Below are 15542 nucleotides of genomic sequence, written 5' to 3'. Positions count from 1 at the left end.
TATAAACCATTTGTAAAGGTTTTGTAAATTCATGTGGAATTTTGTAATTGTAAGACGAATCTCTAACCTATATCTAGAAATAGTATTTGTCACATTACTGTTTTTGATTCTTAAAGGTGTTTCAATTTACTTCTACTATTAATTTGAATACCATTGTAGGGGTACACTATTAATAGACTCACACAATTAAGGAAAGGAAGATTTGATTATGGAACAAAAACGTAAGATTACCGTTGCTAGAGGAGACGGTATCGGCCCGGAGATTATGGATGCTACTTTAAAGGTATTGGAATATGCAGGGGCTAGAATTGAGCCTGAATTTATAGACATAGGTGAAAAAGTATATTTATCTGGAAACTCATCTGGAATACCTGATGATGCTTGGGAATCACTTAGAGATAATAAAGTATTTTTTAAAGGTCCCATCACAACACCACAAGGTGGGGGCTATAAAAGCTTAAATGTTACCATTCGAAAAACATTAGGGTTATATGCAAATGTAAGACCGAATGTATCTTATGCTCCTTTTGTAAAAACAAAGCATCCCAATATGGATCTTGTCATTATACGTGAAAATGAAGAAGACTTATATGCAGGTATTGAGCACCAGCAAACACCTGAGGTTGTACAATGTTTAAAACTTATTACTCGGCCAGGTTCTGAAAAAATTATTCGTTATGCATTTGAGTACGCTAGAAAAAACAACCGTAAAAAAGTAACGTGCTTTACAAAAGATAACATTATGAAATTAACAGATGGACTTTTCCATCAAGTGTTTAAGGAAATCTCGGTTGAATATCCCGAAATTGAAACTGAACATTGGATCATCGATATTGGAATGGCGAAAATAGCAGATACTCCACAAGACTTTGATGTGATTGTCATGCCTAACCTATATGGTGATATTGCATCTGATGTTGCTGCTCAAATAACCGGGAGTGTTGGACTCGCTGGTTCAGCTAATATCGGAGACCACGTTGCAATGTTTGAAGCTATTCATGGAAGTGCTCCAGATATTGCTGGAAAAGGAATTGCTAATCCTTCAGGATTAATCCAGGGAGCTATTATGATGCTGGTTCATATTGATCAAGCTGACGTTGCAACTAAAATTCATAACGCATGGCTTAAAACTATTGAAGATGGTATCCATACAGGAGACATTGCAAAAGGGGGAGGCTCTGTCGGAACGATGGAATTTGCAGAAGCAGTAATTGAAAGACTAGGGCAAACTCCAACAACCTATACTCCTGTTCAGTACAAAAATGTCGACAAAGACTCAGCGGAAGTGGTATCAACCCTGCCACCGTTAGGTAAGGACCGGAAAGGCAGTGATGTAGTACGTAAACTAGATGGTGTAGATGTATTCTTATTTAATAATGACTTAACGGCTGATGAGATTGGTGAAAAATTAGTTAAAATTGCAGAACCTGAGTTTTCATTAGCAGTAATCACAAACCGAGGCGTTAAAGTATATCCAAACGGATTCCCTGAAACGTTTACAACCGATCACTGGCGATGCCGTTTCCAAATGAGTGCCGCCAACTCAGAAATAACAAATGATGACATTATTAAGCTTTTAGATCGAGTTCAACAAACAGGATTAGACTTTATTAAAATTGAAAACCTATATAGATTTAATGACGAACGAGGTTACTCTTTAGGTCAGGGGCAATAAAAGTAGATAAGACTTCTCCGTAAATAAAGGAGAAGTCTTTTGTATTGGTAAGCAATGTTGAGATAGTAAAGTCCATTAATTTTCTGCATGTATAAAAAATAAGAGCTCAGGAAAATCCCCAAACTCTCTTTTGCAAATCCTATACAGTTGATCCACCTTCACCATCTGTAAGCTTCCGTTGTGAAACAGTGGAATTATAACTTGTTTTATCTCGCTTGTCTTTATTGATTTCAACATGTCTAATGAATAAATAAATGACCGCATGGCCTGCACCTAAAACACATAGTAGGATTGGAATGCTTTTCGTTTCATCAAAAAAATTAACACTAAAGAGAAAGGTTAATATCGATACAAATCTACCGGTATTTAAAAACAGCTCTCTCACTACGATATACTCGATTCTCATCTTTGCAGCGTTCCATCCCTGCCCAATGACATCATAAGATAAGGACATATATGGAACCAGTAAAAGTGGATAAGCAATTGCGATTACCACAGCATACGTGATAAGACGTGCATAGGATAGTTCAAAAACAATAAGAAAAATCGCAGCGTAGAGGAGGAGTCCTCCTACTAAGATAGATTTTTTACGGTGTTTCTCTTTTATTGTTCTTGTAATTATATAATACCCAAAGAACGCTACAACCGAATTAACTAATCCGAATTTCCCTAATGCTAATTCACTATTTGTCGTGATAAAGACAAATACTGAAATGATAAAAACAAAGGTTCCTTCTCTTAATCCTTGGAAAAAATTCGCATTCGTAATCATTCGCCAATTTTTATTATGGGCTCGCTCTTTAATAACTCGAATAAAATCAAAGTTCCCTTGAGCAGGCCGTCTTTTTAAGAAGAAGCTAAGAACAACCGCTCCAGAAAACAGGATAAGGGAAATTGTAAAGATGACGGAATATCCAGTGAACTTAGCCATATTAGATATGATCGTTCCTGCTAAAATAGGACCAATCATGCCAGCAAAAGAGCTTAGCAACCCTAGAAAGCCATTAAAAAAATCTCGGGTCTCAGGCTCAGTTATTTCAAAGGTTAATACATTAAAGGCAAGCCAGTAGAAGCCATATCCGATTCCCAATAAGCCACCTAGTAGAATTAAGTAGTCAGCTGCATGCTCCCCTATAAATAATACGGATAAAAAGAATATAGCTAAAGAAGAAACCCCTAGCCTCAAAACAATAACCCGATCTATTTTTTTGGCCCATCTTCCAGCCAAAATAAAGGTAATCGGTTGAAGTGTAACAATTGATAAATTGTAAATGCCTATGTCTAAAAACTCCCCTGATTGTTTCCACAGATAAACATTCACAAACGTGTTGGACAGAGAAATACTTAATGCATATAACCCACCAATTGTTAGTAGTAGGATAAGATCTTTATTTACTTCGACATCACCAATGATCTTTTTTATTTTCATATCCTTACTCCCCTTTTGTATGTTTCCTATTTTCTCTCATAAAGGGGAGAGATATGTAAAAAGGTAACTAGCTAATAATTCCATGTGAAGATAAAGAATTATAATTTAGGGTTATTCATAAAACCGATTTGAATTCAGGCTTTTTTTGGGTGGTTAAATATCTAAAAAAAGGGTTGTTAATCTTTGTTGTTGATTTTCGTTACAGGACACTCGCTTTTCGCGGGGCGTGCGGTGAGCCTCCCAGCTTCGCTTCCGGGGTCTCACCAGTGACAAAGTGATTTCCTTTGTCATATGTCACGCTGCTCCCGCAGAAGTCTCGCGTCCTTCCACTACAATCAACTGTGCTAAAAATCAACACTCTACTTTAACAGAGTCATAAAAAGAAATAAAAACAGCCCACCTAAGCGGTGAGCCGTTTTATGCATTAATTTATTTTGCTGCAGTAAATCTCTTTGATACTTCATCCCAGTTTACTACATTCCAGAAAGAAGAAATATAGTCAGGACGACGGTTTTGATAATTTAAGTAGTAAGCATGCTCCCAAACATCAAGACCAAGAACAGGAGTTTTACCTTCCATTAATGGAGAGTCTTGGTTTGGCGTGCTAGTTACTTCAAGTTCACCGTTATTTACTACTAACCAAGCCCAACCTGAACCAAAGCGAGTTGTAGCTGCAGCAGCAAAAGCTTCCTTGAACTTGTCATAGCTACCAAACTTTGCATTAATTGCATCAGCTAGCTCACCAGTAGGCTCGCCACCACCATTTGGAGAAAGAATTGTCCAGAATAAGCTATGGTTTGCATGTCCACCACCATTGTTACGTACAGCTGTACGAACATTTTCAGGAACTGCGTCTAAGTTAGAAACAAGCTCTTCCACACTCTTGCTTAATAGCTCGTCGTTTCCTTCTAATGCATTATTTACATTTGTTACATAAGTATTGTGGTGCTTCGTGTGGTGAATGTTCATTGTTTCTTTGTCGATATGAGGCTCTAGAGCATCATATGCATAAGGTAATTGTGGTAATTCGTATTTTGCCATGTTAATTTCCTCCCTTAATATGTATGTTTGAACATCTAAAATGTTCAGCTTGATTTTAGATTACCAAAATAATCCGTCTCTTTCAATCAATAAGACTTACCTCAAGTATTATATCCAAATATAACCTAAAAACATGACATTATTTTTAAAAAGTTTCTTAAAAACAACATTCTTTTGGAAAAGTTCTTTCAGTAAGGCTCTGCAAGTTTGTTAACGAAGTTTCGTTCCAGGATACTCGCTTTCTACGGGTTGTTTGGAAGTTATTTCCAATAGTATGAAATAACCTACCGATCAACTAAATTTCAACAAATATTTAAAGTTGCTGTTTTTAAGAATACGTTAGTGGAATGGAGCGGAAAACACTTGACTCCTGCAAGGAAAAAGGAAAGAGCTTTTTCTTCGGAGATAGAGGAAAGCAAGTGTTTGGAGCGAAATGGAACGTGTCGATTATACTATTTAGAAAAGACCATAACTAAAAAATAACAATAAAAAAGTAGATAATCATTAAAGTCTGAATGATCAACTTAACAATCGTACTGCTTAAAAATCCAATTACTGAACCTACCCCTACTTTTACAGCTTCCTTAAATCCTTTTTTCGCAATTAATAACTCCGCTAAAATTGCACCAATGAATGGACCAAGAATAATCCCTGCAAATGGGATAACAAAAGGGCCAACTAATAAACCAATGGTACTTCCCCACCCAGCTGCTTTTGAACCTCCGAATTTTTTTACACCAATTAAATTACCAGCATAATCAGCTATAAATAAAAGCGCTACAAACAAGCCTTGTATAACCCAAAACCAAACTCCTAGTGCTTCAAAAGAGAAGAAAACTCCATATAACACTAAACCTAGTCCGATAAACAACACACTAGGAATTATGGGAAAGATTAACCCTACAAATGAACCCAGAAAAAGTAAGATAATAATACTCCAATATACAAACTCCATAAAAATAACCTCCTTGTTCTTCTTGTTTCTATTTAAATGCTCCGTTAAAATGAAGGGTGTAGCTTCAAAGGAGGAACATGAATGGGCATAATACAGCAATGGATTAAAAGTTTATATTCACCAAAGGATATTGCAAAACTCCGCTTTCAAACGATAGGAAAAACAATCCTATATGTTTTTCTTCTCACGTTTTTATCAATCATCCCTACTTCTATCTATAATAGTATGGATATCGTAAAAGCAGTAAATGTCTTTGACGAAATAATTGACACAACCCTTCCAGATTTCTCTATAGAGGATGAAAAGCTTGTATCCAATATTGAGGAACCAACCTTATATAATGTAAACGGGATTTATGTACTATTTGATCCAACTGGCGAGTGGACTGTAGAAGAATTAGAGAAATACGAAAATAGTATTGGATTTCTTTCTTCTGAGCTTGCATACCACTCTAATCAATTTACTCAATCCTTACCGTATGACATGCTTGGGGACCTCCCACTTACAAAGGATACATTATCAGAATATGTAGAAACTTTTTCAGGTATCTTACCTATCCTGCTTTCATTAATTATATTGGCATCCTATTTATTTGCTGCCGCCATCAAATTTATTGAAATCTCAATTTTTGCGTTGTTTGGACTTAGTATCGCAAGTCTGTTGAAAAGAAATCTTCCATACCGAAGATTATGGGTACTAAGTGCTTATTGTATAACACTTGCAGTAACCTTTTTAATGCTCATGAACCTTATGAAAATTAACGTCATTTCATCTTATTTTGTTTATTGGTTTGTCACCTTAATCATGCTATACCTCACACTAAAAGAGATTCCTATAAAAAAGTAATGTAAAGAGGCTGGGACATAAGTATTTCAGCCAGTGATAAACCCGAGCAATTTGGTGATCTTTTGATGTATCTTTCACCTACTAGTTCGGGTCTTTATTTGTTACTTTCAATTGAATTGTTGATATTGCACTCTAATTTTAAAACCTAGTGGAATGGAGCGGAAGCCACTCGACTCCTGCGGGAGGTAGAGGAAAGGCTGAGACCCCCGCAGGCGTAGCCGAGGAGGCTCAGATTCCTCCCCGCGGAAAGCGAGTGGCTGAAGCGCAATGGAACAACCTGGTTCTTCTAGCTTAACTGTTTAACAAGTAACAAAGTAAACAAATAAAGCATTATATTTGATAGGTAGACTAAATAGAAATTATTCGACTTTGAGATCGGTATTAGGTTTTGTCCCAGCCTCTTTTACTATCTCCTCGAGGAACCTATTGATTCGAATGGTTATTATATTTATAATAAAATTAAATCAATAAATCTTGATTTAGGAGTGAAGAAATGAAACCATTAGCGGTAGAGGATCTTTCCAAACAAACTCTCTTCTCCAAATACGAAAAGCAATTTAAGGCATTAGCTGATCAAAAAAGACTACAAATCCTAAATATATTAACCGAAAAAGGTTCGGTTTGTGTATGTGACATGACAGAATTCATTGAAATGCCACAGTCAAAGTTATCATACCATTTAAAGATTCTTTTAGATGCTAATATGATTCATAAGAAAACCGAAGGAACCTGGAGTTACTATAGTTTGAACCAGGAAGAAGTAAGTCACCTACTATCAGAAGAGTTGTGCTGCCTTTTTAGGTCAGCTGACAATACTTGCTGTGACTCTAATGAGTCAGCACTCCATGGAATGGCATCGGAAAAAGATGAAAATTGCTGTTAAGAGAGAGGAGTTAATCCTCCACTCTCTTAATCAAAATTCTAGTTCCTTCAACTTTGATAACTTCTACTTCAACACCACCTTCAATCCACTCTCCATCAGATACTGCACTATAATGTTTTTCATCTACTTCGATGGTCCCAACAGGTCTAAATGGAGTAGAGGTAACTCCCTTCTTCCCAACCAGTTCTAGATAAGCCGAATTAACAGAATTATAGCCTTCCTCTGAGGTAAGGCGGTCTTTAAGGGCCATTTTTGACCACATCTCTCTACTCGGTAGGACCTTTAAAAGTAGTGGTGAAAGTAATCCACCAACAATTAAACCAAATCCAGATAAAACTCCATAAATAATAGTTGGGGCGGGAATCACAACAGAAATTGTCATTAAGATCATTCCGACAATGGCTAAAGTCCCATCGTTTACAAATTTTCCATCTATAAAGACAAATAACAAACCTACAACATAAAGTCCCAAAATGATAATAAAGTTTTCTCCTGTATTGTGAAAGGTAAAGTAGCTTGCGATTAATGCTAGGCCAAGAATTCCAAATATCCCTCTTGCTCTAACAAGCATTTCTCCTACAAGAAATAACGTACCAATCAATAAAATAAGAAACCCAACTGATGGAATTAGTAAGAAATCCATATTTTCCTCTCCTTTTAAAAATCATAATTCTAATATTTGTTTATAAGACATTCATCTCGTTCATTTACCCTACATTATTTACGGGTTAGCAATAAAAAAGTTTCTTTTCCCGTCATTAAAATTAGAATATTTTTTTAGGACAAGCCATATGTATAGATAAACATGTGAAAAGTAGGTGTTTAATCTTGAAAAAGCTTGTTACCTTATTTCTAATTTTGTTAGTCTCTTATAGTATATATTATGATTTAAGTAAAGGAACCTTACCAACTATAAATGTCAGTGCCGCATCACAGGAATCCGTCACTGATTCATCCACAAAAGCTCCAGAGAGTAATTTTATCAAGGTAAAAGTTAAAGCTGGAGATACAGTATTATCATTGGTTGAACAGCATCAACAGGGTTCATTACCAGTTGAAATTTCTAAGGTAGTCAATGACTTTAAACAGCTTAATGAGGGGGTAGCCCCTGAAAAAATCCAAATTGGCAAAGAGTATAAAGTACCTCTCTATAAACAATGAGATTAGTCAAACTACTTGTAATTCTTTGAGCTACATTGTTACAATAGATTTGGCTTATGTATTTTGATAAGCTTAAAAATGGTTATACATAAGTAACCAAAAGGAGCGATTAAACATGGGTGAAATTGTACATCGTTCGAAAACACGCCCTGTTAAAGTTGGAAATTTAACGATCGGTGGGAATAACGAGATTGTTATTCAAAGTATGACTACTACAAAAACTCATGATGTTGAAGCAACAGTTGCAGAGATTAAACGATTAGAAGAGGCTGGATGCCAGGTTGTTCGTGTGGCATGTCCTGATGAACGTGCTGCAAACGCTATTTCTGAAATTAAGAAACGCATCTCTATTCCACTTGTTGTTGACATCCATTTTGACTATAAACTTGCATTAAAAGCGATCGAGGGTGGCGCTGATAAAATTAGGATTAACCCTGGTAATATTGGTCGAAGAGAAAAGGTTGAGGCTGTTGTAAATGCGGCAAAAGCAAAGGGTATTCCAATTAGAATTGGAGTAAATGCAGGTTCCCTTGAAAAACGAATCATTGAAAAGTATGGTTATCCTACTGCAGATGGAATGGTTGAAAGTGCTCTTCACCATATAAAAATTTTAGAAGACCTTGATTTCCATGATATTATCGTATCCATGAAAGCCTCTGATGTGAATCTAGCCATTGAGGCTTACGAAAAAGCTGCGCGTGCCTTTGACTATCCACTTCACCTTGGAATTACTGAATCAGGAACCCTATTTGCAGGAACTGTAAAAAGTGCCGCAGGACTTGGAGCCATTATCAGTAAAGGGATTGGAAATACCGTTCGAATTTCATTAAGTGCTGACCCAGTTGAGGAAGTAAAAGTAGCTAGAGAATTATTGAAATCGTTTGGTTTGGCTGCAAATGCTGCTACTTTAATTTCTTGTCCTACTTGTGGTCGAATTGAAATTGACTTAATTAGCATTGCAAATGAAGTAGAAGAATATATCTCTACGATTAAAGCACCCATTAAAGTGGCCGTGTTAGGATGTGCTGTAAACGGACCTGGTGAAGCAAGAGAAGCGGATATTGGAATTGCTGGTGCTCGTGGAGAAGGCTTGTTATTTAGACATGGAGAAATTGTTAGGAAAGTCCCAGAAGCAACAATGGTGGAAGAACTAAAGAAAGAAATTGATAAAATAGCTGAAGAAAAGCTAAAACAAAAAGCTTGACACGAATAAACGTGTCAAGCTTTTTTCATTCACTTTTAAAAGAACGGTAATATAAACATCCCAACGATAATTGAAATGGCTCCTATACCAATTGCCCATGCTCCTAATGTAGTTGAGCCACGTCTTCTTGCAATGAAACCGATGATAATCCCAGCTGCTCCCAAGATAATAGGCATTACGAACAACGACAGAATGGATAATGCAAGTGCTAGACCTGCAATCCCTCTCCCGCCTGTAACATCATCAACATTTGTCTCGGTAGCAGTAAGGTCTCTATTAACATCCTTACTAAAAGTAGCGGTTGGACGAGTAGTTTCTGCTTCACGACGATTAAAATCAATTACATTCGGCGCTACCTCTGCTGCATACTCTTCCCTATAGGGATCAGCAGATTGTGCATTAGAATTGAGTTCATCCATACTAGCGTCATCAATATTCTCATCGATTTGGATATCTTCTGTCTTACTCTTATCGTTTGCCATTTTTGAATCCCTCGCTTTCCTTGGTTAAGGAGCATTTATTAGTATGGAGGGTTTTACTGTTTTTATAGGTGTAAATATTTACAAACCACATATAACGCAGTCTTTTTTGAATTTATGGTACACTAAGATTAGATAACTAAGAGGAGCTTTTATAATGATGCAAAAGAGAAAACTTGGTATTGATATAGACGGGACGATTACCTGTCCAACTTCCTTTATTCCCTATATAAATCAATCCTTTAATTTGAATTTAACTTTAAAGGATCTAACTGTTTATGACCTTGCCACTATTATTGGAATATCTAGTGAAGAGTTTTATAAATGGATGAAGACTGCTGAGCCCACCATTTATACAAACGCAAAAATGGTCGATGACTATGTAATGTCAGTCTTAAACAAGTGGTATGATGAACATCAGCTTATTTTTATAAGTGCGAGAAACAATCAATATTTTGATATAACCCAAAGCTGGTTTGCCAATAGAGAGGTTCCTTATCATCATATCGAACTGATCGGTAAACACGATAAGCTAGAAGCTGTTAGAAAGCACGAAGTAGAAGTGTTTTTTGAGGATAAACATGATAATGCCTGTGAAATTAGTGAAGAGTGCAACATACCAGTCCTTCTATTTAATACCCCCTATAACCAAGAACCTATACCTAAAAACGTTATTAGGGTAAACAATTGGAAAGAAGCGAAGGATTGGGTAGAACAGCATTTTCAATCTACAAAATAAAAAACACACATTGCAAATGTGTGTTTTTTTATATACACGTTGGACATTTTCCATAAATTTCAAATTTATGTCCAGTGATATCATAGCCTGATAAATCATTCACCATACGATCCATTGGACATGCCTTAATCTCTTTTGTTCCACCACATTCCATACAGATAAAATGATGATGATGTTCTTTTGTACTACATGTAAATCTAAAGTGTTTCTCCCCTTCAAGCTCTGTTGATTCTAAGATTCCCATTTCTGCAAATAATGATAGGTTCCGATAAATCGTATCAAAGCTTAAACCCGGAAAGTCTTCCTTCATATTTTCTAAAATATCTCTAGCCGTTAAATATTTATTAAAGGATGAAAAGATTCGAAGCATCTCTTCCCTTTTATCAGTATGCTTATATCCCTTTTCTTTCATCAAGCTAATAGCTTCTTCCACATTCATCGCTTAATCACCTTCCATTTCTGTAAAGTAATTGTTACTAATAAAATAATTACTGCTAAAATAACAATGGTTCCACCAGGTGCTAAATTTAAAAAGTATGATAAAAACAAACCACCAATAACCGCAATCTCTCCTAATAGGATTGATAAGAATATCGTTTGCTTAAAGCCGGTTGCAATTCTCATACTTGCTGCAACAGGTAAAGTCATAAGCGAAGAAACAAGTAAGATTCCTACTACTCTCATAGAAGCCGCAATAACAAGGGCAACCATCACAATAAAGATAAAATTAATCAACTTCGTTTTTACACCTGAAGCAACAGCATGCTCTTCATCAAAGGAAAGAGCAAAGAGCTCCTTATAGATTAGAGCAATAATGACTAAAACAAAGATCGTGATGCCCACGATTGTCCACATATCTGAGCGACTAACCGCATTCACACTTCCAAATAAATAATTAAATAAGTCTGTGTTAAATCCTTCGGCTAATGATATAAGCAAAACTCCAAGGCCAATCCCGCCAGATAAAATGATTGGAATAGCTAATTCCTGATAAAATTTATATACTTTGCGAAGCTGTTCAATAAATAAAGAACCCAACACAGAAAAACCCATTCCCATATAGAGAGGATTGACCGTGTAAGCCCCCCATTTCTTTTCCACTAACAGACTAGCAGCAATACCAGCTAATGTAATGTGGCTTAGTGCATCCGCAATAAGTGCTTGTCTTCTCACTACAATAAAAACCCCAAGTAATGGAGCAAGTACTCCTATTAACACTCCAGAAATAAATGCATTTTGGATAAACTCATATTGAAAGATTGCTGTTAACATTTGTCACATCCTCCATGGTCATGGGTTAGGACATGAACGTGATGATCATAAAACTCCGCTAATATCCCTTTTTGTTCAGAGAACTCTTTTGTATCACCATGAAAGTGCAGATGTCTATTTAAACAAGCAACATGACTCACCTTATCTGTAATCGTCCCAACATCATGTGTGACTAATAGTAAGGTAATATTCTTATCTTTATTTAAATGTTCCAGCATCTGATAGAAGTTTTGAACAGTCTTTGCATCTACTCCGACAGTTGGCTCATCAAGAATTAAAAGCTCTGGCTCACTTACTAGAGCTCTCGCTATAAACACCCGCTGTTGTTGGCCACCTGAAAGTTCTCCGATATTTCTTCTCATATATGGCTCCATCCCAACTGATCGAATGGCATCCTCAATTTTTTGGCGATCTTGCCGTGTTATTCTCTTAAACAATCCCTTTTTCGAAACAAGCCCAGTTGAAACGACCTCAAATACAGTGGCCGGAAAACCCGTGTTAAAGCTATTAGCTTTTTGAGATACATAACCAATTTTATGCCATTCTTTAAACTGACCAATCGGCTTTTCAAATAACTTGATCGTACCATTAGAGGGATTTAATAATCCTAAAATACTTTTAAGTAATGTAGATTTCCCAGATCCGTTAGGTCCAACTAACCCTATAAAAGCTCCTCTAGGAATTTGTAGTGTTATATCATCTAAGACTAATTGCTGATTATAATAAAAGGATAAATGCTCTATGTCTACAATTGTTTGTACCGTCATATTTTTCACCAACTTTAAGAATCATTCCGATTTAGTATACATGAGGTAAATTTTAAACACAAGATAAATGATTTTGGAAATAAGCTAAAATCTCCACTATTAGACTTCCAATCCCCACCTCCCCTGTTACACATCCTGACTATTGTCTATTGTAAGATGATCCTCCTCCAGTTTTATTCAATTCCCACTGAAAAATCAATAACATGGGCTATTACATTCACAGATTTCAAAGTGAATTCGTATAATGACAGTGAAAAAAGAGGAGGGACATCATGAGATTAATTGAGCAGATTGTCAATCAGAAGTTAAATCGGATAACAAAAGAAGAGTTATTAAAACTAGCTAAAAAGCATCAAATTTCAATTACAAGCCAGCAGGCCGAGCAGGTCGTTGTACTTATAAGAGGTAAAAATATAAATATATTTAATTCAAGTGAAAGAACACGTCTTCTTAAAGAAATTGCTAAAATAACAAGTCCGGACGTTGCCAAAAAAATAAATCGAATTTTTCAGGATTTTACAGGAAACTAATCATCGGTTAGCATCGACATACTTCATTTTACTTAGTAAAAGGCTGTGTTAAAGTACAGTGTTGATTCTAGCAGAGTTGATTGAAGTGGAAGGACGCGAGACTCCTGCGGGAGAAGCGTGGTGAAGGAGACCCCGCAGGCGTGAAGCGTCGAGGAGGCTCCCGAACCCGCCCGCGGAAAGCGAGTGTCCTGGAACGGAAATCAACAACTAACTTTAACAGAGCCTAGTAAAAAGAAAAGAACGAGAGAAGCTATTCTCCCGTTCTTTTTATTCAGATTCAGTAATCCAATTTTCATTGAATGATTGATTTTTAAACATTTCAATTTCTACCTTATATGGTGGTTTTTTGTCCTTTTTGTCCTCACCAATAAATGGCGTTTCTAAAATCTTAGGAACTTCCACTAATGAAGGATGATGAACAATGTAGTTTAAGGCTTTAAAGCCGATATGGCCAAAACCAATATTCTCATGACGGTCCTTCGAAGCCCCGCGTTCATTTTTACTATCATTAATGTGTAGGACCTTAATCCGGTCAATTCCGATTATTTTATCAAACTCTTCTAATACTCCATCAAAGTCATTAACAAGGTCATAACCAGCATCATGTGTATGACACGTATCAAAACAGATGGAAAGCTTATCGTTATGTGTTACCCCGTCTATAATTCTAGCTAATTCTTCAAAGTTTCTTCCACATTCTGATCCTTTTCCAGCCATTGTTTCTAATGCAATCTGTACCTGTTGCTTAGAATCGAGGACCTCGTTTAATCCCTCAATGATTTTTAAAATCCCAGCATCAGCCCCTGCTCCAACATGAGCTCCTGGGTGTAGTACAATTTGCCTAGCACCTAGAGCTTCTGTGCGTTCTATCTCGGAACGTAAGAATCGAACGCCTAAGTCAAATGTATCTGGATTTTGTGAATTACCTATATTGATGATATAAGGGGCATGTACAACAATATCAGAAATTCCATTCTCTGCCATATGTTGTAATCCCGCTTCAATATTTAAGTCCTCGATTTTTTTACGTCTCGTATTTTGAGGCGCACCTGTATATACCATAAATGTATTAGCACCATAGGAAGCAGCTTCTTCACTAGCCGCTAAAAACATCTTTTTTCCACTCATTGATACATGTGATCCAATTTTGACCATGATATATTTCCTCTCCTTACTTAACACCTTTACCTTTTATTTGAATCTTTCCTTTGTAAAGTCTTTTTGTATTTTTGTGTTTCCTGTTGGAGTCTCTTTTTATAGCCAGGCTTAACCTTTTTCGGTTTTTGTATAAAGCTTTTAGCCTTTTTATCAATCTCCGTTTGTTCTTTCTTTCTTCCTTTTCGCTTTTCTCTTGGGCCAATTTCAACCCATTCATTATTTCTCACATCGATATTTGAGAATGTGATCCCCAATTTTTCAAGTTTATTCAAGGCGTCCTCATCACTTGGTTCATAGATCGTTACGGCCATACCCGATAATCCCGCTCTTGCTGTCCGTCCTACACGGTGAACATAAAAATCAAGATCTGATGGTAGCTCATAATTGATGACATGGCTAATCCCTTTGATATCGATTCCACGAGCCGCTAGGTCAGTTGCTACTACATATTGAAACTCTGCATCATTTATTTGCTTCATCATCTTTTTACGTTCACGTGGCGGTAAATCGCCGTGAATAATTCCAACTGTAATTCCATTTTCGCTTAAGTAATCAGCAACAGTATCGGCCATTTTCTTTGTATTGGTAAAGACGATCGCTAAATAAGGGTTAACCGATTTACATACTTCTACCAATAATTTATTTTTATTTCTATGCTTTAATGGAATTAAGTAATGATCAATCTTTGCCGCAGTAACCTGCTTAGGCTCGACATGAGAATATTTTGGATTCTCCATGTACTTCTTAAGAAAGGGCTTAAGCTTTTCTGGAATGGTCGCAGAAAATACAAGCATCTGTAAATCTTCCTTCATCTTTGAACTAATTTGATCAACATCAAAAATAAAGCCCATATCTAGCATTAGATCTGCTTCATCTACAACCATCGCATCTGCTGTATAAACTAACAATGCTTTCTCTTTAATTAAGTCATTGATTCTTCCTGGTGTACCCACGACAATATGGGGCTGTGTTTTTAAGCGTTCAATGGTTCTCTGCTTGTCCGTTCCGCCGATAAAATTCTTTGCCGTTATGGCTGGATTAAATGATATTACCTTTTGGACCTCTTCATAAATCTGATGAGCAAGTTCTCTAGTAGGTGCTGTAATCACTACCTGTACCTCTTGGCGCTCTGGATCTATATTATTAATTAACGGTAAAAGGAAAGCATGTGTCTTTCCTGTACCAGTTTGAGATTGTCCAATTACACTTTCCCCTTTTAAAATAGCTGGAATTAAACGTGATTGAATATCTGTTGGTTGATGAAACTGCAATTTCAAAATTGCCTCTATTACAAACTCCTTCAATCCAAACTGTTCAAATAATGTCTTACTCATTGCATCACCTCAAGGCTCAATTTTTACAATGGATCAGGTACTTAACGAACCACATCCTCTTATTATAGT

The 15542-nt window shown here is 36.4% G+C and carries 16 protein-coding genes and 1 pseudogene; 7 read left to right on the top strand and 10 right to left on the bottom strand.

Annotated elements, in window-relative coordinates:
• Positions 1-208: 208 nt before the first annotated feature.
• Positions 209-1675, top strand: coding sequence for an NADP-dependent isocitrate dehydrogenase (locus M1D60_RS06055; RefSeq protein ID WP_456278275.1), 1467 nt, complete (start codon positions 209-211; stop codon positions 1673-1675).
• A 139-nt stretch (positions 1676-1814) separates the two neighbouring features.
• On the opposite strand, the gene M1D60_RS06050 is transcribed toward M1D60_RS06055, so the two are convergent.
• The 3 genes from M1D60_RS06050 to M1D60_RS06040 form a co-directional block, all read right to left on the bottom strand.
• Entirely contained in the window at positions 1815-3104 is a 1290-nt protein-coding gene (locus M1D60_RS06050) for an MFS transporter (RefSeq protein WP_456278274.1), read from the bottom strand.
• Positions 3105-3533: 429 nt separating this feature from the next.
• A complete protein-coding gene (gene sodA, locus M1D60_RS06045; protein ID WP_456278273.1) occupies positions 3534-4145 on the bottom strand; it encodes a superoxide dismutase SodA in 612 nt (203 codons plus the stop codon).
• 472 nt (positions 4146-4617) lie between these two features.
• Positions 4618-5100, bottom strand: a complete 483-nt coding sequence (locus tag M1D60_RS06040) for a DUF456 domain-containing protein (protein WP_456278272.1) — start codon at positions 5098-5100, stop codon at positions 4618-4620.
• 81 nt (positions 5101-5181) lie between these two features.
• On the opposite strand from M1D60_RS06040, the gene M1D60_RS06035 reads away from it, so the two are divergent.
• Both M1D60_RS06035 and M1D60_RS06030 read left to right on the top strand, forming a co-directional pair.
• Entirely contained in the window at positions 5182-5946 is a 765-nt protein-coding gene (locus M1D60_RS06035; protein ID WP_456278271.1) for a DUF1189 domain-containing protein, read from the top strand.
• Positions 5947-6439: 493 nt separating this feature from the next.
• A pseudogene (locus M1D60_RS06030) lies at positions 6440-6769 on the top strand (ArsR/SmtB family transcription factor); the annotation flags it as partial.
• Positions 6770-6839: 70 nt separating this feature from the next.
• Here the strand turns inward: M1D60_RS06030 and M1D60_RS06025 are convergent.
• Complete coding sequence (locus tag M1D60_RS06025; protein ID WP_456278270.1) at positions 6840-7472, bottom strand: NfeD family protein; 633 nt, start codon at positions 7470-7472, stop codon at positions 6840-6842.
• A gap of 185 nt (positions 7473-7657) precedes the next feature.
• Here M1D60_RS06025 and M1D60_RS06020 point away from each other — a divergent pair, with 185 nt between their 5' ends.
• Entirely contained in the window at positions 7658-7990 is a 333-nt protein-coding gene (locus M1D60_RS06020; protein ID WP_456278269.1) for a hypothetical protein, read from the top strand.
• A gap of 115 nt (positions 7991-8105) precedes the next feature.
• The gene (gene ispG / locus M1D60_RS06015; RefSeq protein WP_456278268.1) at positions 8106-9194 is read left to right on the top strand and encodes a flavodoxin-dependent (E)-4-hydroxy-3-methylbut-2-enyl-diphosphate synthase; all 1089 of its coding nucleotides are present in this window, start codon (positions 8106-8108) and stop codon (positions 9192-9194) included.
• Between the two features lie 35 nt (positions 9195-9229).
• Here the strand turns inward: ispG and M1D60_RS06010 are convergent, their stop codons facing one another.
• Positions 9230-9676, bottom strand: a complete 447-nt coding sequence (locus M1D60_RS06010; protein ID WP_456278267.1) for a DUF4190 domain-containing protein — start codon at positions 9674-9676, stop codon at positions 9230-9232.
• Positions 9677-9833: 157 nt separating this feature from the next.
• On the opposite strand from M1D60_RS06010, the gene M1D60_RS06005 reads away from it, so the two are divergent.
• Positions 9834-10412, top strand: a complete 579-nt coding sequence (locus tag M1D60_RS06005; protein ID WP_456279364.1) for a hypothetical protein — start codon at positions 9834-9836, stop codon at positions 10410-10412.
• Positions 10413-10440: 28 nt separating this feature from the next.
• Here the strand turns inward: M1D60_RS06005 and M1D60_RS06000 are convergent, their stop codons facing one another.
• The 3 genes from M1D60_RS06000 to M1D60_RS05990 are packed head-to-tail and all read right to left on the bottom strand — an operon-like array spanning position 10441 to position 12451.
• On the bottom strand, positions 10441-10851 hold the full coding sequence (locus M1D60_RS06000; protein ID WP_456278266.1) for a Fur family transcriptional regulator: 411 nt from the start codon (positions 10849-10851) through the stop codon (positions 10441-10443).
• Positions 10848-11684, bottom strand: coding sequence for a metal ABC transporter permease (locus M1D60_RS05995; protein ID WP_456278265.1), 837 nt, complete (start codon positions 11682-11684; stop codon positions 10848-10850). The genes M1D60_RS06000 and M1D60_RS05995 overlap by 4 nt, the downstream gene beginning before the upstream one ends.
• Positions 11678-12451, bottom strand: coding sequence for a metal ABC transporter ATP-binding protein (locus M1D60_RS05990; RefSeq protein ID WP_456278264.1), 774 nt, complete (start codon positions 12449-12451; stop codon positions 11678-11680). Before M1D60_RS05990 ends, M1D60_RS05995 begins: the two co-directional genes overlap by 7 nt.
• Positions 12452-12723: 272 nt before the next feature.
• Between M1D60_RS05990 and M1D60_RS05985 the strand changes: the two genes are divergently transcribed.
• Positions 12724-12981 (top strand): DUF2624 domain-containing protein, encoded by a 258-nt coding sequence (locus tag M1D60_RS05985; RefSeq protein WP_456278263.1) that lies wholly within the window; start codon positions 12724-12726, stop codon positions 12979-12981.
• 267 nt (positions 12982-13248) lie between these two features.
• Here M1D60_RS05985 and M1D60_RS05980 read toward each other — a convergent pair whose 3' ends face one another.
• Both M1D60_RS05980 and M1D60_RS05975 read right to left on the bottom strand, forming a co-directional pair.
• Complete coding sequence (locus M1D60_RS05980) at positions 13249-14136, bottom strand: deoxyribonuclease IV (RefSeq protein WP_456278262.1); 888 nt, start codon at positions 14134-14136, stop codon at positions 13249-13251.
• A 29-nt stretch (positions 14137-14165) separates the two neighbouring features.
• Complete coding sequence (locus tag M1D60_RS05975; RefSeq protein ID WP_456278261.1) at positions 14166-15473, bottom strand: DEAD/DEAH box helicase; 1308 nt, start codon at positions 15471-15473, stop codon at positions 14166-14168.
• Positions 15474-15542 lie beyond the last annotated feature (69 nt).

Source organism: Bacillus sp. AK128 (assembly GCF_053903075.1).
Note: the sequence above shows the minus strand (reverse complement) of the source record. Positions and strands in the feature narration are given on the sequence as shown.

Bases quoted from the DNA above. Each gene is read 5' to 3' on its own strand.
- M1D60_RS06055 (WP_456278275.1), top strand. From the start codon at position 209: ATGGAACAAAAACGTAAGATTACCGTTGCTAGAGGAGACGGTATCGGC.
- M1D60_RS06050 (WP_456278274.1), bottom strand. From the start codon at position 3,104: ATGAAAATAAAAAAGATCATTGGTGATGTCGAAGTAAATAAAGATCTT.
- sodA (WP_456278273.1), bottom strand. From the start codon at position 4,145: ATGGCAAAATACGAATTACCACAATTACCTTATGCATATGATGCTCTA.
- M1D60_RS06040 (WP_456278272.1), bottom strand. From the start codon at position 5,100: ATGGAGTTTGTATATTGGAGTATTATTATCTTACTTTTTCTGGGTTCA.
- M1D60_RS06035 (WP_456278271.1), top strand. From the start codon at position 5,182: ATGGGCATAATACAGCAATGGATTAAAAGTTTATATTCACCAAAGGAT.
- M1D60_RS06025 (WP_456278270.1), bottom strand. From the start codon at position 7,472: ATGGATTTCTTACTAATTCCATCAGTTGGGTTTCTTATTTTATTGATT.
- ispG (WP_456278268.1), top strand. From the start codon at position 8,106: ATGGGTGAAATTGTACATCGTTCGAAAACACGCCCTGTTAAAGTTGGA.
- M1D60_RS06010 (WP_456278267.1), bottom strand. From the start codon at position 9,676: ATGGCAAACGATAAGAGTAAGACAGAAGATATCCAAATCGATGAGAAT.
- M1D60_RS06005 (WP_456279364.1), top strand. From the start codon at position 9,834: ATGCAAAAGAGAAAACTTGGTATTGATATAGACGGGACGATTACCTGT.
- M1D60_RS06000 (WP_456278266.1), bottom strand. From the start codon at position 10,851: ATGAATGTGGAAGAAGCTATTAGCTTGATGAAAGAAAAGGGATATAAG.
- M1D60_RS05995 (WP_456278265.1), bottom strand. From the start codon at position 11,684: ATGTTAACAGCAATCTTTCAATATGAGTTTATCCAAAATGCATTTATT.
- M1D60_RS05990 (WP_456278264.1), bottom strand. From the start codon at position 12,451: ATGACGGTACAAACAATTGTAGACATAGAGCATTTATCCTTTTATTAT.
- M1D60_RS05985 (WP_456278263.1), top strand. From the start codon at position 12,724: ATGAGATTAATTGAGCAGATTGTCAATCAGAAGTTAAATCGGATAACA.
- M1D60_RS05980 (WP_456278262.1), bottom strand. From the start codon at position 14,136: ATGGTCAAAATTGGATCACATGTATCAATGAGTGGAAAAAAGATGTTT.
- M1D60_RS05975 (WP_456278261.1), bottom strand. From the start codon at position 15,473: ATGAGTAAGACATTATTTGAACAGTTTGGATTGAAGGAGTTTGTAATA.